This window comes from Polynucleobacter yangtzensis, from assembly GCF_027924165.1.
In the GTDB taxonomy this organism is placed as follows: Bacteria; Pseudomonadota; Gammaproteobacteria; order Burkholderiales; family Burkholderiaceae; genus Polynucleobacter; species Polynucleobacter yangtzensis.
Map to the genome: position 1 here is coordinate 397180 of NZ_AP026973.1, position 19520 is coordinate 416699.

A 19520-nucleotide genomic window follows, 5' to 3' on the forward strand; every position below is an offset into this window, starting at 1 on the left:
ACTTGATATAAGAATCTTCTTAGGATGACCCATGTTTTTTAGATATTGCAATGCAGCATAAAACCGCAGTTCGGTTTTTTGAGGTCTTGCAAACAATGAATGAGTAAATGTTTATCTAACAATTTGAGCGATACGCAGAGCTCGCAGCCATCCATGTTGGTTGCTAAAGAGCTGCTAGCGCATGCCATGGCTCCGGTCTATCGAGTCATCAATGGCTTACTCGTTGTTACTGTATTTATGGTGGTTGGTCTTTGGCTTTCAGGTAACGGCACTAATGCTGGTGCTTTCGACCTAGCACGCATTCTGGTCCCGGATGAAGCCCGTCACATAGTTTGGAGCAATGGCTTTGGCATGCTCAGCCAATATAAAGAAGCCAATGATGTGGCTGCTGCACCGGCTGCAGATACCGAAATCGCAGCAGTGATCTATAACAAATCCAAGTTATCAGCCACTACCGGCCTAGCAAGTGCTAAGCAGCAAACGGTTGCTTTATTGATGCCTTCTGTAGCGCAAATGCAGGTGAAGTCGATTTCTCATTTGTCTGATCGCATTCCAACTTCCAAGATTGATCCCCAGGCTTTGGATAGCAACCTCATGGGTTCCCTACAGAACCAACGAGCGGTGGCGGATTTCTTTGAAAAGAAATACAGCCTCGATCGCTCCAAGATTGAAGAGTATGTTTCTAACACTATCTTGATTGCAAAAGAAGTCAACATTGATCCAGTTCTTTTGTTGGCGGTAATTTCTGTGGAATCCAACTTCAATCCAAATACCAAGAGTCATGCTGGTGCTGAAGGGTTGATGCAGGTGATGACTTCAGTACATAAAGATAAGTATGCAATTTTTGGTGGTACCTCAGAGGCTGTTAAGCCAGAGGTCAACATTCGTGTTGGCGCTTATATCCTGAAGTATCTGATTGCTACAGCGGGTTCATTACGCAATGGCTTGAAGTACTACGTAGGCGCTGCCAACGCTGAGGATGACGGTGGTTACGCTGACAAGGTTATGGCAGAAAGAAATCGCCTCATCAGCTTGTGCCAAAACCGCTCAACAAATCGCTTAACCTTGAATGGCAAAGATATCCGCTCTTAAGATTTCAGAATTACAAGATATAAAAAGCCACCCGAGGGTGGCTTTTGCTTTACTGCTCACTAAGATCTCTTAGTTAACGCCGTGTAATTCCACATCAAATACGAGAGTCGCATTTGGGGGAATAACGCCGCCAGCGCCGCGCGGTCCGTAGCCCATTTCAGAAGGAATGATCAAAGTGCGTTTGCCACCAATTTTCATACCCGCTACACCCTCATCCCAACCCTTAATCACATGGCCGGCACCCAATGGAAAGCTAAATAGTTGGCCGCGATCTAATGAGCTATCAAACTTTTGACCCTTGTGGTCAGCAGCTTTCTCGTCATATAGCCAGCCGGTGTAATGTACGTCCACATGATTACCTGCTGCAGCTTCTTTTCCTTCGCCAACAACGGTATCGATTTTTTTGAGTTCACTCATGATGTTTTCCTATTTCACGCAAATTGACTGGCTAGTATATTCTGAGCTTTATAAATTCTGATGGCACGCTAACTTTAGTTAAAACGTATGACAAATTATTGGGCAAATTCCGCATATAAGACTCTGGCAATCAGTCCCGATCGCCAGTTGCTGGTCACAGACGACTTTTTGCGCACATATATGGCAAGGCCTGAGCTAGCGCTAGTGCCAGAATCTTGCCCCGCTGAGCGGGCCTTACATCAGCGCCTGACAGATAACCCTCGCGTTGAAGTGGTTGAAGCAGATATTGCCGCAATGGCCGATGAGGACATTCAGGAAAACTATCGTGTCTGGTTGCGATATCGGGCGCGCCTACTGTCAGCTAGCTCTTTAGAGGCCTTTTATATGAGCCTCTTCAAAGGCGAGGGGGTGGATGTACCTCCTTTGTTCATATCTCTACTAGCCCAAATTTTTATCAGACATATTCTTGGTGATGAAGCGCATCCATTAGAGGTGCGCATGGGAGAGATCTTTTTCAGAAATCAGAAAATTACTGTCATTGAAGATGGCATCGTGATGGGCGCTGATGAAGAAGTGGTCGCTCGCAATGCCCAGGCTGGTGATACGGGCAACATCATGGATTTGCTAAAGGGCAAGTCGATGATCATGAGGTCCGCAGATCTAGATGTGCTCCATGAAGACAATGCGGATGAGTATTGGTCGCGTAATGAAGATTTTGATTTGGCAGTGCAACTCAATTTTGGGCACGAGCCTATTAATCGTTTTTGCCGTGTTTTAGAAAAATGGGTCAAGCATTTTTTGGGTGCCAGCGTTCGCATAACGCCTATGCAGCAAATTAGCGATCCCAAATGGTCATGGCATGTAGGCTTGGATGCGGCTGCAACTGAAATTCTGAATAAGCTCTATAACAAAGAGTTGGTTGAGGCGGATGAGCTGCAAAAAGTCATTTGCTTATTCCGGTTGGACTTTATTGACGAGGCTGCTGTAGCTAAGGCTCAAGCAGGCAAGCCGGTCTATATGGCCATTGCCATGAATGATCAGCAGCAGCTCAAGTTAAAACCTCAAAACTTGCTATTTAACTTGCCGTTGGCAAAAGCTTCTTAAGCTGGAGCCTGTGAATTTTTGCGCTGCTGAGCAAGCCAGTAAAGCGCAAGACCAGTAATCGCTACGGGAATCAGTGATCCCCAATTCAGAATGCTCCACCCATGAGAGGTGACGAGGGCGCCTGAACCAAAAGAGGTAAAAGCCATGGTGCCAAAGACAAAGAAGTTAATGGCTGCTTGAGCTTTGTCTCGTTCGTTAGGTTGATAGGCAGTCATTGCCAAAGAAGTGGCGCCAGTAAATAAAAAGTTCCAGCCAATACCTAGTAAAAATAAAGCAATAAAGAATTGATGCAGGTTAGTGCCGGTAAGCGCAATGGCGATACAGATGAAGTTCAGTAGCACGCCGACGCCCATAATTTTTAATGTCCCAAATCTTTGAATGAGGGATCCCGTAAAAAATCCAGGAGCAAACATGCCGATCACATGCCACTCCAAAACTAAAGCGGTGTCCGAGAATGGCAGGCCGCAGATTTGCATTGCTAAGGGCGTGGCCGCCATCAATAGATTCATCACCCCATAACCTAAAGCTGCACCAATGATGGCAACCACAAATACAGGCTGACGGAGAATCGCACTTAAGGGACGCCCATCAGAGAGTGAGTGTTGAGTCTTTGACTCTTGGGGGAAGTGAATGAACTGCATCACAAAGATGCCAATGAAGCCTGCGATGGAGAGGGTCAGGTAGGCGCCCAGAAAAGCAGTATCGAAGAGGTCTCGTGTCCATGAGGCAAGGTTAGGTCCGATAACAGCGCCAAGGATGCCACCGGCAAGCACCCAAGAAACGGCTTTGTCACGCTGCTTTAGGTCTGTCAGTTCTGCTGCAGCAAAGCGATAAAGTTGACCATTGGCGCTGTAGTAGCCGGCAATAAAGGTACCCATGACCAAAAGCCAAAAGTTTTTACTCACAGCAGCATAGGCGCATAAAAGTGCGGACAGCATTGCCACCAGCAGGCCCAGCTGAAAGGAAATCTTACGCCCAAAGTAGTTCTGAGATTTGGCTACGATGGAGGTGGAAAAGGCGCCCCCAACTACATAACCCATAACCGGCAGAGTAGCCATCCAGCTTACTGGGGCGAGACCAAGACCTACTAGCCCATTAATGGCAATAAAAGTGACGTTATTGGTTAGAAATAGCCCCTGACAAATGATCAGCAGTACCAGGTTTCTGTTGAGTAAGGGATGTTTGCTGGTCATGGCTTGCAGTTTACGGTGAATTTGCCTTAACAGTTGGCTCGGTGGATTCCCTTAAATTGGCCTTTATCGAGCATTTTCAGGGTCAAAACCACCATTTTTGCCAAGTCCAATGATTTAAAATGGAGGACTCGCTTCATTGGCAATAAGTGCGCTAAAAGCGACTTGCAAAATGGGGATTTGAGGGCGACAGGGTAAAAACCTGACTCTGTAATTTTTTCAAAATTGAGGAAACATTCATGGCTTCAGAGAAATCAAAGATTATTTATACGCTGACAGACGAGGCGCCACTTTTGGCGACTTGCGCATTTCTGCCAATTATTCGTACTTTTACGGCACCTGCTGGCGTAGAGATTGTGACGAGCGACATTTCTGTTGCTGCTCGTATCTTGGCTGAGTTTTCTGATTGCCTGACTCCTGAGCAACAAGTTCCTGATAACTTGGCCGCGCTCGGCAAAATGACTTTATTGCCTGACACGAACATCATTAAGTTGCCAAACATTAGTGCTTCAGTTCCTCAGTTGCTCGCAGCTATTAAAGAGTTGCAAGCAAAAGGCTACAAGATCCCTAATTTTCCTGAAGATCCAAAAACGGATGAAGAAAAATCTATCCGTACTCGCTATTCCAAATGTTTAGGTAGCTCAGTTAACCCAGTATTGCGCGAAGGTAACTCAGACCGCCGTGCGCCACCCGCAGTAAAACGCTACGCACGTAAAAACCCACATTCTATGGGTGAGTGGAGCCAAGCTTCCCGTACGCACGTCTCTCATATGCATGGCGGCGACTTCTACTCTAGCGAGAAGTCAATGACCATGACTAAAGCTTGCGATGTGAAGATGGACTTGGTGACCAAGAGCGGTAAGACAATCGTCCTCAAGCCAAAGGTCTCATTATTAGCTGGCGAAATCATCGACAGCATGTACATGAGCAAAAAAGCGCTATGTGAGTTCTACGAGAAAGAAATCGAAGACGCTTACAAGACCGGCATGATGTTGTCCTTGCACGTTAAGGCCACGATGATGAAGGTTTCACACCCGATCGTATTCGGTCACGCTGTGAAGATTTTCTACAAAGACGCCTTTACTAAACACGCTAAGTTGTTTGAAGAGTTGGGCGTGAATGCCAATAACGGCATGAGCAGCTTGTACGAAAAGATTAAAACTTTGCCAGAATCTAAGCGCGAAGAAATTATTCAAGACTTACACGCTTGCCACGAACATCGCCCAGCATTGGCGATGGTTGATTCTGCTAAAGGCATTACCAACTTGCATTCCCCAAGCGATGTGATCGTGGATGCTTCTATGCCTGCCATGATTCGTGTTGGCGGCAAGATGTGGGGCGCGGATGGTCGTTTGCATGACACCAAAGCGGTTATCCCAGAAAGTACCTTTGCCCGCATCTATCAAGAAATGATTAATTTCTGTAAGACACACGGTAACTTTGATCCAACTACCATGGGTACTGTTCCAAACGTGGGCTTGATGGCTCAACAAGCCGAAGAGTACGGTTCACATGACAAGACCTTTGAAATTCCAGAGGCTGGTATAGCTCGTATCGTTGCTGATGATGGCACTGTATTACTCGAGCAAACTGTAGAAGAGGGTGATATCTGGCGTATGTGTCAGGTTAAAGATGCCCCAATTCGTGACTGGGTCAAGTTGGCTGTTAATCGTGCACGTCTTTCTAATACTCCAGCAGTATTCTGGCTTGATGAGTACCGCCCACATGAAGCTGAGTTGATCAAGAAGGTAAATACTTACCTTAAAGATTACGATCTCACAGGCGTTGATATTCAGATCATGTCCCAGACTCGTGCAATGCGTTACACCTTAGAGCGTGTGATTCGTGGCAAGGACACTATTTCTGTGACAGGTAATATTTTGCGTGACTACCTCACGGACTTGTTCCCGATTATGGAATTGGGTACCAGCGCAAAGATGTTGTCTATCGTTCCTTTGATGGCCGGTGGCGGCTTGTTCGAAACTGGTGCAGGTGGTTCTGCTCCAAAGCACGTTCAACAGTTGGTAGAAGAAAATCATTTGCGTTGGGATTCACTTGGTGAGTTCTTGGCTCTAGCGGTATCTCTTGAAGATATCGGCGATAAGACAGGTAACAACAAAGTGAAAATTCTGGCACGTACATTAGATGAAGCCACTGGCAAATTGTTGGACAACAACAAGTCACCTTCACCACGTACTGGTGAGTTGGATAACCGTGGCAGTCAGTTCTACTTGGCAATGTACTGGGCTGAGGCTTTGGCCGCTCAAACTGAAGACAAAGAATTGCAAGCTTTCTTTGCGCCTCTGGCTAAATCATTGATTGAGAACGAGCAAAAGATTGCAGATGAGCTCAAGGCTGTTCAAGGCAAGCCAGTAGATATCGGTGGTTACTTTGTGGCGGATTCCGAGAAGTGCAAGGCTGTAATGCGCCCAAGTCCAACTTTCAATGCAGCCCTCAAGGCAGCAAGAGGTTAATAGGTAGAAGCGCTAAGTATCTATTTTTTCTCATTAGTTTTAATATTTAAAGGCAAACCTTCGGGTTTGCCTTTTTTATTTATAAATCCCCCATTTACTATTGTTGAGCGATGCCAAGACCAAAAGACCTGGTTGAATTGAGTTATCAGAGCGAAGCAGTCTCGGATATGTCTTTTCTTGGCTTAATGCGTTTGCTAGAGTCAGCTCGCGCTTTTAATCAGACAAATGGTATTTCTGGGATTCTCTTATATGACAACCAGCAGTTTGGTCAAATTATTGAAGGTGAGCGCGCAAGCGTGATGAAGGCCTGGAAGCGCATTCAGGAAGACAAGCGTCATCATCGGATTGAGCTTTTAGAAATTCGTGAAATTTCAGAGCGCAGTTACCCGGATTGGTTACTCCGCTTCTATGGTGGTGAAACGCTCACTCGAGACTATCCAGCTCTTGCTGAGATGGTCGGCGGCATGGATAAACACAGCCTTGCCTTAATGAATAAAATGCGCACCAGCCAGACTTAAGCAAGAAAAACCTATCGGTAGCAAAATAGGAGCATTACATTCCCAAGGGGTGCGTTATGCGTTTTATCGATAAGACTATTCTTGCGAGTGACATTACTCCACAGGCTGTTTTTGAAAACCGCAGAAATCTCATTAAGACAGCAGCCGCAGGCGGATTTGGAGTGGCCTTGGCTCCTTGGTTTTCAAGGCAGGCACTTGCAGCATCCCCAGATAAGTTAGCGGCAACACTGAACCCAGCGTTTGCTGAGAAAGAAGGTCTCACGCCATATAAGTTTGTCACTGGCTATAACAACTTTTATGAATTTGGTACGGACAAAGAAGATCCTGCAGCCCATGCTGGAAGTTTGCAAACTCGTCCTTGGACAGTATCAATTGAAGGCTTGGTAAAAAAGCCAATGACGCTCGATATTGATGCGCTGCTCAAGTTGGCGCCAATCGAAGAGCGTATTTATCGGATGCGCTGTGTCGAGGGTTGGTCTATGGTCATTCCTTGGGATGGTTATTCACTCTCTAAGTTGATCAATAAAGTGGAGCCCCTAGGGTCTGCAAAGTATGTGGAGTTTGTTTCTTTGGCTGATCGCAAGCAAATGCCGGGAGTTAAAAGCAACATTATTGAATGGCCTTACCGTGAAGGCTTGCGTATGGATGAGGCTATGAATCCCCTCACGCTTCTCACCTTGGGTTTATATGGTGAGGTTCTGCCAAAGCAAAACGGTGCTCCAGTCCGCATTGTGGTGCCCTGGAAGTACGGCTTTAAAAGCGCCAAGTCAATTGTCAAGATTCGTTTTACTGAAGAGATGCCCAAGACTAGCTGGAGTCAGTTTGATGCTAGAGAATACGGCTTCTACTCCAACGTCAATCCTCAAGTGGATCACCCACGCTGGAGCCAGGCAATGGAGCGTCGTATTGGCGATCCTAAGGGAATGTTTGCACCCAAGATTAAAACCCAAATGTTTAATGGCTATGGCGATCAGGTAGCCAGCATGTATACCGGTATGGATCTGAAGAAGTACTATTAGTAATGAACAAAATATATTCAGCATTATTTGGCGCTTGTATTTTCTTAACTAGCTTCTCTGCTTATAGTCAGACGTCTGATGTAGCGGTAAAGACAATTCCCTCTCTGGATGTCCCGCGTTATTTGGGTACTTGGTATGAGATTGCTAAATACCCTAATTGGTTTCAGAAGAAATGCGCCAGCAATACCAAAGCGGTTTATTCCGCTAGGGGCGACGGCACTATTAAAGTCTTGAATAGCTGCAAAACTGCTGAAGGTGATATGTCTGAGGCAGAAGGTACCGCTCGCCAAATAGGGTCAAAAGACTCACCTAAGTTGGAGGTGCGCTTTGCACCTGCTTGGTTGGCTTTTATACCTTTGGTGTGGGGTGATTATTGGGTAATTGATCTAGATCCTCAATATCAAGTGGCAGTAGTGAGTGATCCACGCCGTGAATACCTCTGGATTCTGTCGAGGACGCCGCAATTGGATAAAAAAGTCTATGACGAAACGTTGCAGCGCATACGGGATCAGCAGTTTGATGTACGTAAGCTAGAGCTTACAGTCCAAGCCACTCCTTTAAAGAATTAGAGTATGACAGCGCATTTATTGCCACCTGGTATTGAAGTTTTTGAAAGAGGGTGGCTCTCCGCGAATAATATTTTTCACTACGGCAAGGATGATGTCTCCTTGGTGGACTCGGGGTATTGCGCTCACCAAAAAATGACTTTGGATTTAGTGAGTGGTGCTCTTAAAAAACATGGCTTAAGCGCATTAAATAAGTTGGTGAATACGCATCTTCACTCTGACCATTGTGGTGGCAATGCTGCTTTAGCAGAAGTATTTCATTGCGAGGTTTATATTCCAGCGGCTGAAGAGGCGGCAGTCAAAAATTGGGATAGCGCTTTATTAAGTTATGACAACTTAGGGCAAGAATGCCCACAATTTTCTCATCATCATGTTTTGGTTCCTGGCGAGGAAATTGTATTGGGGAGATATCTCTGGAAGGTATTAGCTGCGCCAGGTCATGACCCCCATTCCATCATGCTTTATCAAGCAGATCATCGGATATTGATTTCAGCTGACGCTCTATGGGAAGAGGGCTTCGGGGTGATTTTCCCTGAGCTCTGGGGGGAGTCTGGATTTGAGGAAGTGGCGCAAACTTTAGACCTCATTGAGGCCCTACCGATTGATTTGGTAATTCCAGGTCATGGCGCGCCATTTTCCGATGTTGCTAAGTCTCTTGCTACAGCACGATCAAGATTAGATTATTTAGCATCTGACCCAGATCGTAATGCCCGTCACGGCGCTAAAGTCTTACTGAAATATCGTCTATTAGAGTGGCGTAGTCGTGAGATGCAGCAAGTGAATGATTGGATTGCTAATACGCCAGCGCTGATCAGCGCTGCAAAACTACTCAATATGAGTATGGATGAATTTACCCAATGGCTACCCAGGTCTTTGGTTAAATCGGGCGCGGCAAAATTAGAAGGTGAAACTTTGGTTGATCTTGCTTGATTGGTTTATTTAAAAAGTAAGAGAGACTTTTCCGTACACTGTCCAGTTGTAGAGCTGGTAGGTTTGAACCACTTGCTTTGCGCCGCCAATAGCAAATAAAAGATTTTTATTGATTCGTTGAGTGACCATGGCATCAATTGGCACAAACCAACCGCCACCCGCTGCGTTATAGACGGCGCCGTTTTCATCCCAAAAGCGAATTTGAGTGCTAGGCCCTAAGTTCACGCCAACCGTTGGATATAGTTCAAGACGGCTTGCTAAAGGCGGCGGGGAAAAGCCTGAGGGCGCCTTTGCATTAAATCCGATCATGTAGCGCGCTAATGGCGAGATATCTGCCAGAAGACTTTTGCTGCTGCCAGCAGGTGTGAACGAAGTGCTTACTTGAGGGCCAGCTAGCCATTGACCTACATCACTGAGCGGCGCCACTACTCGTGCCCCTACATTGCCAAACCAGCCTGCCTTGCCGCCCCATATCGTGACCATTGCATTGTTTGCAGAATACGTGCCAGTAGATTGCGCCGGCAATAGAGGGCCATAAGCAGCTGTATAAGCAGTATCAAGTCTCAGCGTGCCATGCCAATCGCCGATATTGAGAGGGTTGTAGTAACGTAACTTCAGTGTGTCGGCATAGTTTTGTAAGCCGTCGTATTCATGGTAGCCCCAGAATTCTAGGATACGGTTTTCAGATCTATCCTGAGACGCATTAACAAGACCCAGAATGGGCGTAGAAGTTTGCTCTGCTGCACACGCTAAAGCACTAGAAATACATAGCAACAAAAAAGTCAGTGTGCGCAGAAATATCATAAGGGTTTGCTTAAGGTCTAAGGCTTCCAGCGATAAAATTTGGGAAAGACGCGCATCACCACTGGGCCATTAAAGTCCCAGGATTTACAGGTACCCAAGTAGAGTGGCGGTTTTTCTCCGGTGGGATCGAAAAATGCTCCTGGTATAGATTGATAGGCTGCGGTGGCAAGACTGGTGAGTAGTTCTCGTAAATGGGTGCAGCCCTTAATGCCACCAAGATGTGTATCTATTGTCTTGCGCCAACCTTTACCTATCTGAGTACCAATGAGTGAGTCCATTGGTGGAATGACAGCAGTGCACTCTGCGTGTGGATGACCATCCATGACTACTTCAATATCTTGAATCACAAATTCTTTATTAAGTGTGACGCGTACCCACATGTCATGAAACGCCTCGCCAGGCTGCCAGACTTTTGCGCTGGTTTGAAAGGGATTGGTTTTGAAATCCTTAAGATGCCCTTCAATATCCCACAGCCCATCCTCTCGTGCATACCCCTGAAATGTGATTTCTCGGGTGTGTAATAAGGAGCGAGGTTTTGGGGTGGATAACATGAGTAATTGCCTTAGGTAATGGCGTGAATACCTAATGATAATGAATTGGCGAATGAATCGACGGACCCAATGCAGTCTTGCTCTGTAGTATCCTTTGCAGCATATGGCAAAACCTATTTCTCTCGAAAAGATTCTCTTTAGCCAAGGCTTTGGTACTCGTCGCTACTGTAGTGATTTGGTATATGCCGAGCTGGTGAAGGTGAATGGCGTATTGGCTGAAGACCCAGAAGAAAGAATTGCTACCGAGAATCTCATTCTCAATGTTGAGGGTAAGGATTGGGAGTATCACGAGAAGGCTTACTTAGCATTCAATAAGCCAGCTAATTATGAGTGTTCGCATAAAACGACCCATCATCCTAGTGTCTACAGCTTATTGCCTAGCCCCTTTGTTGAAAGAGGTTTGCAATGTGTGGGGCGCTTGGACTATGACACTACTGGCCTGCTCTTAATCTCCGATGATGGTCAATTTATCCACAAGATGACTACTCCGAAGAAAAATATTGGCAAGGTATATCAGATCACTACGCCAGAGCCCATTACACAGAAGCAAATCGATCACTTGTTAAATGGTGTTGTATTAGATGATGATCCAAAGCCCTGCTTTGCGACTGCTTGCAAACAAATCACAGAACATGTTTTAGCAATGACGATTGTTGAAGGACGCTACCACCAGGTGAAGCGCATGATGGCCGCGGTCGGCAATCACGTTGCTAAATTGCATCGCACTGAAATTGGCGCCTATCAAATGCCTGCTGATCTGGCGGAGGGTGAATGGCGTTGGCTATACCCGGAAGATTTAAAGCAGCTTTCACAAAGTGTTGCCAGTTAAAGGAGTCTACCTTGATCGTTGACGGCTTAAATATAGAAAACGAAATTCCTCTTTGGGTTCTAGAGGGCAAGACAATTCAGCGTGAGTTTGTCTTTAAAAATTTTAAGCAAGCGTTTGAATTTATGACTCTGTGTGCCGGGTACGCAGAAGAGATTGATCATCATCCTGATTGGTCAAATTCTTGGAATAAGGTATCGGTATCTCTATCAACTCATTCGGCTGGCGCACTGACCAAGTTAGATATTCAGTTGGCAAAAGCAATGGATGCTTTTGCCTCCCAAGTGAGTCCTAATTAATTAGTGCTCGTCGCCTTCATGCTCTTCCTCATTCATGCTCATGAGGATGGTTGCGAGTAAGCCATAGACCACTTCGGTGGAGATCATGCCATCTTCATCAAGCTCATCAATTAAGTCGTTTAGGCGATCCTCAGTGGGCTCGTTGAGCAAGGTCATTGCGCACTCGCACCCATAGTCAAAGTCTTCATCGTTCTGGGTTTGGTTCTCTTCGGTCATATTTATCCTTAATTGAACGCTCAGGATAGCAAATTACAGCCTAAATCGATAGACCTAAATAGTTTGTCATTATTCCATCCGTCATTGTTTCGCCTTCATGGCAAAAAGCATCTATCAGTTCTTCGCTTAGCTTGGTTTAAAGTGCTGTTTATGAAGTTATTAAAACCAGCCATTTTCATTTTCTGCTTGGTGCCGCTGGCCCGCCTGGTTTGGCTTGGTGTTTATGGCGATCTAGGCGCCAATCCCATTGAATTCATTACCCGCTCAACCGGTACCTGGGCGCTTGTATTTCTTTGTATTACGTTAGCAATGACACCCTTGCGCCTAATAACAGGCTGGACCATCTGGATTAAGCTGCGTCGGATGTTGGGATTATTTTGTTTCTTTTATGCCTGTATCCATTTTTCCATTTGGTTTTGGTTAGATCAGAATCTAGATATTCAATCGATGTGGAGCGATGTTGTAAAGCGTCCTTTTATTATGATGGGCTTTCTGACATTGGTATTACTAACTCCCTTAGCCATTACATCTAACCGGTGGTCGGTACGTCAGCTAGGAAAGCGCTGGTCTGCATTGCATAAGCTGGTCTACATCATTGCATGTACTGCAATTGCCCACTATTGGTGGCATAAGGCTGGTAAAAATGATTTGGATACTGTCTCAATCTACGGAGCAGTCATTTTGGCATTGCTTGCTTGTCGCTTGCCAATCGTAAAGAGCTTTCTGCAAAGGCTCAGAAATTAAGTGATCTGAGAGCTTAAAACTCAGTCGTATAGCGTATGGCAAGGCGCCGTGTTTCTACAAAACCATTTTTGATTTCTGTATCACGTCCATATTGCAGGCTAATTCTGCCAAAGGGGTAGTAAGCTAATGCGCTAAGCAAAAACCTCTGAGTGTTAACGACATTATTTTGGTAGGTATTGCCAATAGTCGTTGCGCCACCAGCTACATAGAAATAGGAGGCACCCAGTGTATAAGTTTGATTGAACTTGTAAATTGGGCCCAACTGAGTGGTGGTTAAAGGTTTCTGATTTAAGGAGGTGTTGCTTGCAGATAAACAGGCTGCAGCACATTGGCTATTGCCTCCAAACCACATGGTATCGACGGCAACCATCCCGTCTAAATTCCCAATAATAGGCTGCTGATAGCCCATCTGAATATCTGACCGATAACGGTTCTCACCAAGATTAAAAGCTTGTTGACTGTTATAGCTGCCGGTTGGCGCTGTTAGATATCCAGCAACGCCAAAGTACCTTCTTTTCTCCCTATCGGCATACGGCCAAATCGCTGTTGCAAATGTGAGGTCGCCAATGCCGGTGCTAGCAGGAGATGATGCCAGTGATCCAGCAGGCTTAATGGTGCCGTATGGTAGTTGTAGATAAGAGATGGCGGGTAAATTGGTAATGGAGTAGCTAGTACTTAGACGAGCAATCGCTGTTTGAATACCAATATCAGGGCTACCAAATGGTCTGCTTGAAACGGCTGAGCCATTTCTGTAGTAAGTGCCACTCTCTGAATTAACGTAGCTGATCATCGCATGACTTTTGCCTGGTAGTGGGGCAACAATATCGTTCGGCTGCAAATCAATCGCTAAGCAAATTGATGGCAGCATCAATATGGCTGTTGCGATGATGCGGTGTAAATTCATCGAGGTATTGTAATTAATATAAAAACAAGATGCATGTAGTTACCATACAATGGGCTGTATGAATATATACGCCCTTCGGCTAGTGCCTTGCATGATATTGATGAGTATTGTGGCCTGTACTCAAGCGCCTCCTCTGCCGCCTGGATCCACAACGAAATCCCCGTATACCCCACAGCAGATTAAAGAGTTTAATAGTCAGACACTTTCTCCGGTGGAGGGGCCTTTTGGTCCGGTAGATCCAAGAGCAGAAGATCTTCGCTTATCTAAAGAGCGTGCATTGGATTCAAAATTCTATAACCAGCCTCAGGGCGAACAGGAGGCTGAGGCTTTAGAAATGCAATCGGCTGACCCCTACCAGGCGACCAAACCCGTTTTAACTTTCTAGGCAATTACAAGCTCTGGGATTGACTCCAACTGAAGTAATGCTTGCGCTTCTTCTGGTGTGGCATTGAGCCATGCATTAAAAAGCACGGGACGTAACGGAACTACCGTACGTTTTTCATCTTCAGGCTTGTGCATGCGATTCATCACTGGATGATTATTAGCTTCAATCGTGAGCATGGAAAATGAGACTATGAGCTCTCCTGTTTCTGGCTCAGTCCAGGTATCCCAGATTGAGGCAATCGCCATCGGCTCATTATTTGCTTGTTTAATCGCGGTGCGCACCGCTTTGCCAGATTCATAGCAAGGCTCATAAAAAGCATCTGCTAAAGCTAATGCGTAATGCCGTTTTGTCCACGCATTCTTATAAGATGGTTTCTCAGCTACAGTTTCAGCCCGGGCGTTGTATGTCTTTCTTCCAAAGGTTTCCTCTTTGGCCCAGGATGGCAATAAGCCAAAGCGAGCTAAGCCAGTTGCAGTGCGTCCAGTGTTGTGACTTTTGAGGACGATGGCTCCTGGATAAGTTGGGAATACATCATGCGCTGGAGACACCGGTAAATCCAGGCCAAAGTGGGTTTTAACCCAATCTGTATTGACCGTAGTGAGGTATTGAACACACATGCCACTATTTTACTGTGGCTTATTGAGATTGAGCTCATGCCAGCTGGTAGTATTGAGGCTAAATTTTAGAAAGATCTCCCCCTTATGAACCCTTTTTCCTCTGCATTTAATCCAATAGTAGTGCGCTTTATTGCTGCCGGTATCTTAGCTAGTGCTTTTGTTGGTAGCGCGTTTGCGCAGCAGAGTGGTTTGCCAATTAATGTTGCAGCCTCTGTTAATGGCGCCCTAATTACTAATGATATGGTTGAGCAAGGAATCAGGGCCGCTATATCTCAGGGTCAAAAAGAATCACCCCAATTGCGTAGCGCTGTGATTGAGAAGTTTGTTGAGGTATTGCTGCTTTCTCAACAAGCTGAAAAAGATGGTTTAGCCAATTCAGAAAAGGCCAATACACAGCTAGCGATGATTCGCCAAAATTATTTAGCTGATCTTGAGCTATCTACTTATATGGCTCAAAACCCAATTACCGATGCGGATGTTCAGGCTGAATACAACCGTGAAATTGCATCCTTAGGCCCTCAAGGGATGATTGTGGAATATAAAGTCAGTGATATCGCTGTGGCGACTGAAGCTGATGCACAAGCTGCTTTGGCGCGTATCAAAAAGGGCGAGTCATTTGATAAGGTTGCCAAGAGTGTTTCCTTGGCTCCAAACAAAGTTCAAGGCGGAGCGGTAGGTTGGATCCAGCCTGGTCAGGTTGCTCCTCAGTTGGCATCTGTGCTTGTCACGCTCGCTAAAGGGCAAGTATCCCCTGTACCAATCCAGATGCAGCAAGGTTGGTACTTGATCAAATTGGAAGATAAAAAGTCGAGCAAGCCGCCTTCATTTGAACAAGCAAAGCCAGCTATTCGTGCTGGTATGACGCAAAGAAAGCAGTTTGAGTTTTTAAGTCAGCTCGCAAAAGATGCAAAGATTATTGTTCAGCAATAAGAATTTACGCTGAAATAAAAAGGACCCCACGGGGTCCTTTTTATTTGCGCTCCAAGGTAATGAAGCTAAAGGTGATATCACCTTCGGATCCAGGAGTTCGCTCTACCTCTTTCCAGTCGGATACATTAGGTACCTCAAAGAATGTGTCTCCACCTTCAATATCTAAGTCAATTTCAGTGATGTAAAGACGATCGGCCATATCAAATGCTTGGGTAAAAAGTTGTTCGCCGCCAATAACAAAGAGTCGGGGAAATTCGCTTAGACTCTTCAAGGCTTCATCCAGGGATCCAACTAATTCACCACCGGTTATTGGGTAGTTTGCATTGCGGCTCACTACGATATTGCGACGGCCAGGAAGCGGGCGACCAATGGACTCCCAGGTCTTGCGGCCCATGATGACAGGGTGACCCATCGTGACACGTTTGAAGAATTGCAAATCAGCAGAGATCTTCCAGGGCATTTGATTGTCGCGTCCAATCACGTGATTACGTGAGCGCGCAACAATCATAGAGATGGCGGGTTGAGTCATATACTTAATTCTTAAATAGCTACAGGAGCTTTAATGTGAGGGTGAGATTCATATCCTACGATTTCAAAGTCTTCGAACTCGTAATCAAAAATAGAATCAGGCTTGCGCAAAATATTGAGCTTAGGCAATGGGAAGAAATCTCTAGATAACTGAAGCTCTACCTGCTCTAAGTGGTTGCTGTATAGATGGCAATCACCACCAGTCCAAATAAAGTCACCCACCTCTAGATTGCATTGTTGCGCCATCATGTGGGTGAGCAAGGCGTAGCTGGCGATATTAAATGGCACACCCAAGAAAATATCCGCGCTGCGTTGGTAGAGTTGGCATGACAGCTTGCCATCTGCTACATAAAACTGAAAGAAGGCATGACAGGGCGCTAAAGCCATACGGGGAATATCAGCAACGTTCCATGCGGAAACAATAATGCGACGTGAGTCTGGATTCTTTTTGATGGTCTCCACTACTTCAGAGATTTGATCGATGTGCTGACCATTTGGTGCGGGCCATGAACGCCACTGATAACCATAGATTGGACCGAGATCACCATCGGGAGCTGCCCATTCATTCCAAATGGAAACGCCACGCTCCTTAAGCCAATTATTGTTTGTGCTTCCTTTGAGGAACCAGAGTAATTCATAAATAATGGATTTGAGATGCAGCTTCTTAGTGGTGACCATCGGAAAGCCATCTGCCAAATTAAAGCGCATTTGGTGTCCAAATACAGAGACTGTGCCAGTTCCGGTTCTATCGGACTTTTGAACCCCCTTGGCGAGGACTTCTTTCATGAGATCGTGATATTGGCGCATATGTATCAGCTAAATGTAGTTATATGTAGACGGATTAGGGATAGCTTACTCGAATGTGGGCGACTTCACTCCCAGGGCCTTATGTAGCTTAGGCGAAGTGGTCGTGTATTGGAGTGGAATCTGTTTTTCTGGGTTTAGGTACTCTGCGGCTGCAAAGGCAGCCAGAGCTGCTTCATGAAATCCAGACAAAATGAGTTTTTTCTTGCCCGGATAGACATTGATGTCGCCGACCGCATAAATGCCAGGGATACTGGTTTGGAATTTCTGGGTATCTACGCAAATTTGTTTGCGATCGATATTGAGACCCCAATCAGCGATGGGTCCTAATTTAGGGGAGAGGCCAAAAAATACCAAAAGATCGTCGAGTGGGATCTGCTTATTCTCGCCGTCAATATTGGTGAAGGTAATTTCTGCAAGTCGATCATCTTGTGCTTCGTAAGCGGTCACTTGTCCGATAAGCAATTGCATTTGGTTGCTCGCACAAAGTTCACGTATCTTTGCAATGGATTTGGGGGCCGCCTTAAAATCATCACGGCGATGAATTAATGTCACGCTGGCAGCAATTTCAGAAAAATGAATTGCCCAATCTAGTGCGGCATCACCACCTCCGCAAATCACAATTCTTTTGTTTGCAAACTGCTCAGGACTTTTAACGTGATAAAAAAGTTGCTTGCCTATAAAGCGATCTATGCCCTCTAGGTTCAAAGTACGGGGCTGGAAGGCGCCAACACCGGCAGCAATGAATACGGTCTTGCTGAGGAAGTGTTTGTCTTGCGAGGTGCTAATTAGAAAGCGACCATCAGTCTGCTGCTCTAGCTTGCTTACTTCTTGACCAAGATGAAACTGTGCATCAAATGGCTTAATTTGTTTGAGCAAATTATTCGTAAGCTCGCGTCCAGTACAAACTGGAATAGCGGGAATATCGTAGATGGGTTTGTCAGGGTAAAGCTCGATGCATTGACCGCCAACTTCTGGCAGCGAATCAATTACATGGGCTTTGATTTCTAGTAGGCCTAACTCAAAGACCTGAAAGAGACCCACAGGACCGGCGCCAATGATGACAGCATCGGTTTGTGTGGGTGAGTTTGACACGAATACTTTTGCTAGAAAATTACTTTACTAGCTGGTCGAGTTTGTTCTTAACGTCTTTCCACTCTTCAGCATCTGGAAGAGCAGCTTTGGACTTAGTGATGGATGTCCAAGAAGGGGAGAGTTCAGCATTGAGTTTGATGAATGCTTGTTGATCGCCAGGCACATCATCTTCAGCATAAATAGCGTTTACTGGGCACTCTGGAACACAAACCGCGCAATCGATGCACTCATCAGGATCAATCACTAAAAAATTAGGACCCTCGCGAAAGCAGTCAACTGGGCAAACATCAACGCAGTCGGTGTATTTGCAGCGGATACAGGATTCGGTAACAACGTAAGTCATGGCAGTTTTGTTTCGTGAGCCCCCAAAAGCCGGGTGCTAGGTTATAAAACCTCAATTTTAGCCGAAATAGCCTATTTTTCAGGCTAAAGGGTTAATTTACTTGAGGTAAAGTTCCCCTATGAATAAACAGCCCAATACCCAAGTAAACATGCAAAAACCCAAAATTTTGGTGGCAAGAGCCATTTTTCCTGAGGCTTTGGCCAAACTGGAAGAATCATTTGATGTGCGGTCCAACCAAGAGGATCGCATTTTTAGTCCAGAAGAGTTGCAAAAAGAACTCTCGGGAGTTGTAGGGGCTTTAGTAGCGGGCAGCGAAAGAATTGATGCAAATGCACTAGCGCATGCCAAAGATTTAAAGATCGTAGCTAACATTTCAGTGGGATATAACAATTTTGATGTTCCAGCAATTACTGCAGCAGGAGTGATGGCCACCAACACTCCCGATGTATTAACAGATACCACTGCTGACTTTGGGTTTGCATTGCTGATGGCAACTGCAAGACGCATTACTGAATCAGAGCGCTGGGTGCGTGCGGGGCATTGGGATAAGTGGTCGATTGTGAATAACCCCCTTGGCATGGATTTGCATCACAGCACCGTTGGCATTATTGGTATGGGTCGTATCGGTCAAGGTATTGCAAAGCGTGCGTTAGGTTTTGGAATGAATGTGATCTATCACAACCGCAGCCATCTATCCGATGCTAGTGAAAAAGCCTGCGGCGCTAAGTATGTTTCTAAGGAGGAATTGCTGCGCACTGCAGATCATGTTGTCTTGGTATTGCCCTATAGCGCCGAAAGTCACCACACAATTGGTGCCAAAGAAATCGCTCTCATGAAGCCGACTGCAACCTTGATAAACATTGCCCGCGGCGGTATTGTGGATGACGCAGCTCTTGCTCAAGCCCTCAAAGAAAAGCGCATTTTTGCAGCTGGTCTAGATGTGTTTGAGGGCGAGCCTAAAGTGCATCCGGAGTTACTCAAGTTGAGCAATGTTGTGTTGGCTCCGCACATTGCAAGTGCAACAGAAAAAACACGCAGAGCGATGGTTGATCTAGCGGTAGATAACTTGCGTGCCGCGCTTGATGGTAAAAAACCACCCAGCTTGATTAATGCGGAAGTTTATAAAATTTAGTTAAATTAGATTAACTAAGTAGTAAAACTAAG

General features: G+C 45.7%; 24 protein-coding genes. 13 read left to right on the forward strand and 11 right to left on the reverse strand.

Annotated features, from left to right (window positions below; translation table 11 throughout):
- Window positions 1–123: 123 nt before the first annotated feature.
- Window positions 124–1092, forward strand: a complete 969-nt coding sequence (locus tag QMF28_RS02150; RefSeq protein ID WP_281743002.1) for a transglycosylase SLT domain-containing protein — start codon at window positions 124–126, stop codon at window positions 1090–1092.
- 69 nt (window positions 1093–1161) lie between these two features.
- Here QMF28_RS02150 and QMF28_RS02155 read toward each other — a convergent pair whose 3' ends face one another.
- Window positions 1162–1509, reverse strand: coding sequence for an FKBP-type peptidyl-prolyl cis-trans isomerase (locus QMF28_RS02155; protein WP_072583173.1), 348 nt, complete (start codon window positions 1507–1509; stop codon window positions 1162–1164).
- A gap of 87 nt (window positions 1510–1596) precedes the next feature.
- Between QMF28_RS02155 and QMF28_RS02160 the strand changes: the two genes are divergently transcribed.
- Entirely contained in the window at window positions 1597–2613 is a 1017-nt protein-coding gene (locus tag QMF28_RS02160) for a DUF6352 family protein (RefSeq protein ID WP_281743004.1), read from the forward strand.
- Here QMF28_RS02160 and QMF28_RS02165 read toward each other — a convergent pair.
- The gene (locus tag QMF28_RS02165) at window positions 2610–3806 is read right to left on the reverse strand and encodes an MFS transporter (RefSeq protein WP_281743006.1); all 1197 of its coding nucleotides are present in this window, start codon (window positions 3804–3806) and stop codon (window positions 2610–2612) included. The genes QMF28_RS02160 and QMF28_RS02165 overlap by 4 nt on opposite strands.
- Window positions 3807–4042: 236 nt before the next feature.
- Between QMF28_RS02165 and QMF28_RS02170 the strand changes: the two genes are divergently transcribed.
- The 5 genes from QMF28_RS02170 to QMF28_RS02190 all read left to right on the forward strand — a co-directional run bounded on the left by QMF28_RS02170 (window position 4043) and on the right by QMF28_RS02190 (window position 9310).
- The gene (locus tag QMF28_RS02170) at window positions 4043–6277 is read left to right on the forward strand and encodes an NADP-dependent isocitrate dehydrogenase (protein ID WP_281743008.1); all 2235 of its coding nucleotides are present in this window, start codon (window positions 4043–4045) and stop codon (window positions 6275–6277) included.
- A gap of 110 nt (window positions 6278–6387) precedes the next feature.
- Complete coding sequence (locus QMF28_RS02175) at window positions 6388–6795, forward strand: BLUF domain-containing protein (protein ID WP_281743010.1); 408 nt, start codon at window positions 6388–6390, stop codon at window positions 6793–6795.
- A 56-nt stretch (window positions 6796–6851) separates the two neighbouring features.
- Entirely contained in the window at window positions 6852–7814 is a 963-nt protein-coding gene (gene msrP, locus QMF28_RS02180) for a protein-methionine-sulfoxide reductase catalytic subunit MsrP (RefSeq protein ID WP_281743012.1), read from the forward strand.
- 2 nt (window positions 7815–7816) lie between these two features.
- A complete protein-coding gene (locus tag QMF28_RS02185) occupies window positions 7817–8383 on the forward strand; it encodes a lipocalin family protein (protein ID WP_281743014.1) in 567 nt (188 codons plus the stop codon).
- Between the two features lie 3 nt (window positions 8384–8386).
- On the forward strand, window positions 8387–9310 hold the full coding sequence (locus QMF28_RS02190; RefSeq protein ID WP_281743015.1) for an MBL fold metallo-hydrolase: 924 nt from the start codon (window positions 8387–8389) through the stop codon (window positions 9308–9310).
- 9 nt (window positions 9311–9319) lie between these two features.
- On the opposite strand, the gene QMF28_RS02195 is transcribed toward QMF28_RS02190, so the two are convergent.
- Both QMF28_RS02195 and QMF28_RS02200 read right to left on the reverse strand, forming a co-directional pair.
- Complete coding sequence (locus tag QMF28_RS02195) at window positions 9320–10114, reverse strand: hypothetical protein (RefSeq protein WP_281743016.1); 795 nt, start codon at window positions 10112–10114, stop codon at window positions 9320–9322.
- 17 nt (window positions 10115–10131) lie between these two features.
- Window positions 10132–10665 carry a DUF2889 domain-containing protein gene (locus QMF28_RS02200; protein ID WP_281743017.1) on the reverse strand — a complete coding sequence of 178 codons (534 nt, stop codon included), beginning with the start codon at window positions 10663–10665 and terminating at the stop codon, window positions 10132–10134.
- 103 nt (window positions 10666–10768) lie between these two features.
- On the opposite strand from QMF28_RS02200, the gene QMF28_RS02205 reads away from it, so the two are divergent.
- Both QMF28_RS02205 and QMF28_RS02210 read left to right on the forward strand, forming a co-directional pair.
- A complete protein-coding gene (locus tag QMF28_RS02205; protein WP_281743018.1) occupies window positions 10769–11494 on the forward strand; it encodes a pseudouridine synthase in 726 nt (241 codons plus the stop codon).
- 11 nt (window positions 11495–11505) lie between these two features.
- Window positions 11506–11790: a 4a-hydroxytetrahydrobiopterin dehydratase gene (locus QMF28_RS02210; protein ID WP_281743020.1), complete on the forward strand. Its 285-nt coding sequence runs from the start codon at window positions 11506–11508 to the stop codon at window positions 11788–11790.
- Here QMF28_RS02210 and QMF28_RS02215 read toward each other — a convergent pair whose 3' ends face one another.
- Complete coding sequence (locus QMF28_RS02215) at window positions 11791–12006, reverse strand: hypothetical protein (protein WP_068322043.1); 216 nt, start codon at window positions 12004–12006, stop codon at window positions 11791–11793.
- Window positions 12007–12156: 150 nt separating this feature from the next.
- Between QMF28_RS02215 and QMF28_RS02220 the strand changes: the two genes are divergently transcribed.
- Complete coding sequence (locus QMF28_RS02220) at window positions 12157–12750, forward strand: protein-methionine-sulfoxide reductase heme-binding subunit MsrQ (protein ID WP_281743021.1); 594 nt, start codon at window positions 12157–12159, stop codon at window positions 12748–12750.
- A gap of 13 nt (window positions 12751–12763) precedes the next feature.
- Here the strand turns inward: QMF28_RS02220 and QMF28_RS02225 are convergent, their stop codons facing one another.
- The gene (locus QMF28_RS02225; protein ID WP_281743022.1) at window positions 12764–13654 is read right to left on the reverse strand and encodes a transporter; all 891 of its coding nucleotides are present in this window, start codon (window positions 13652–13654) and stop codon (window positions 12764–12766) included.
- Between the two features lie 58 nt (window positions 13655–13712).
- Between QMF28_RS02225 and QMF28_RS02230 the strand changes: the two genes are divergently transcribed.
- Entirely contained in the window at window positions 13713–14039 is a 327-nt protein-coding gene (locus tag QMF28_RS02230) for a hypothetical protein (RefSeq protein WP_281743024.1), read from the forward strand.
- On the opposite strand, the gene QMF28_RS02235 is transcribed toward QMF28_RS02230, so the two are convergent.
- Entirely contained in the window at window positions 14036–14656 is a 621-nt protein-coding gene (locus QMF28_RS02235; protein WP_281743025.1) for an SOS response-associated peptidase, read from the reverse strand. The genes QMF28_RS02230 and QMF28_RS02235 overlap by 4 nt on opposite strands.
- 84 nt (window positions 14657–14740) lie before the next feature.
- On the opposite strand from QMF28_RS02235, the gene QMF28_RS02240 reads away from it, so the two are divergent.
- Window positions 14741–15586, forward strand: a complete 846-nt coding sequence (locus tag QMF28_RS02240; protein ID WP_281743027.1) for a peptidylprolyl isomerase — start codon at window positions 14741–14743, stop codon at window positions 15584–15586.
- A gap of 40 nt (window positions 15587–15626) precedes the next feature.
- On the opposite strand, the gene QMF28_RS02245 is transcribed toward QMF28_RS02240, so the two are convergent.
- Genes QMF28_RS02245 through fdxA form a run of 4 tightly spaced genes read right to left on the reverse strand, consistent with a single transcriptional unit; the run spans window position 15627 to window position 18356 of the window.
- The gene (locus tag QMF28_RS02245) at window positions 15627–16115 is read right to left on the reverse strand and encodes a dihydrofolate reductase (RefSeq protein ID WP_281743029.1); all 489 of its coding nucleotides are present in this window, start codon (window positions 16113–16115) and stop codon (window positions 15627–15629) included.
- Window positions 16116–16126: 11 nt separating this feature from the next.
- Window positions 16127–16921, reverse strand: a complete 795-nt coding sequence (locus QMF28_RS02250; protein WP_068322059.1) for a thymidylate synthase — start codon at window positions 16919–16921, stop codon at window positions 16127–16129.
- Window positions 16922–16966: 45 nt separating this feature from the next.
- Window positions 16967–18013: an NAD(P)/FAD-dependent oxidoreductase gene (locus tag QMF28_RS02255; protein ID WP_281743031.1), complete on the reverse strand. Its 1047-nt coding sequence runs from the start codon at window positions 18011–18013 to the stop codon at window positions 16967–16969.
- Window positions 18014–18032: 19 nt separating this feature from the next.
- Window positions 18033–18356 (reverse strand): ferredoxin FdxA, encoded by a 324-nt coding sequence (gene fdxA, locus QMF28_RS02260; RefSeq protein ID WP_068322070.1) that lies wholly within the window; start codon window positions 18354–18356, stop codon window positions 18033–18035.
- Window positions 18357–18504: 148 nt separating this feature from the next.
- Between fdxA and QMF28_RS02265 the strand changes: the two genes are divergently transcribed.
- On the forward strand, window positions 18505–19488 hold the full coding sequence (locus QMF28_RS02265; RefSeq protein WP_281743593.1) for a 2-hydroxyacid dehydrogenase: 984 nt from the start codon (window positions 18505–18507) through the stop codon (window positions 19486–19488).
- The last annotated feature ends 32 nt before the right edge of the window (window positions 19489–19520 follow it).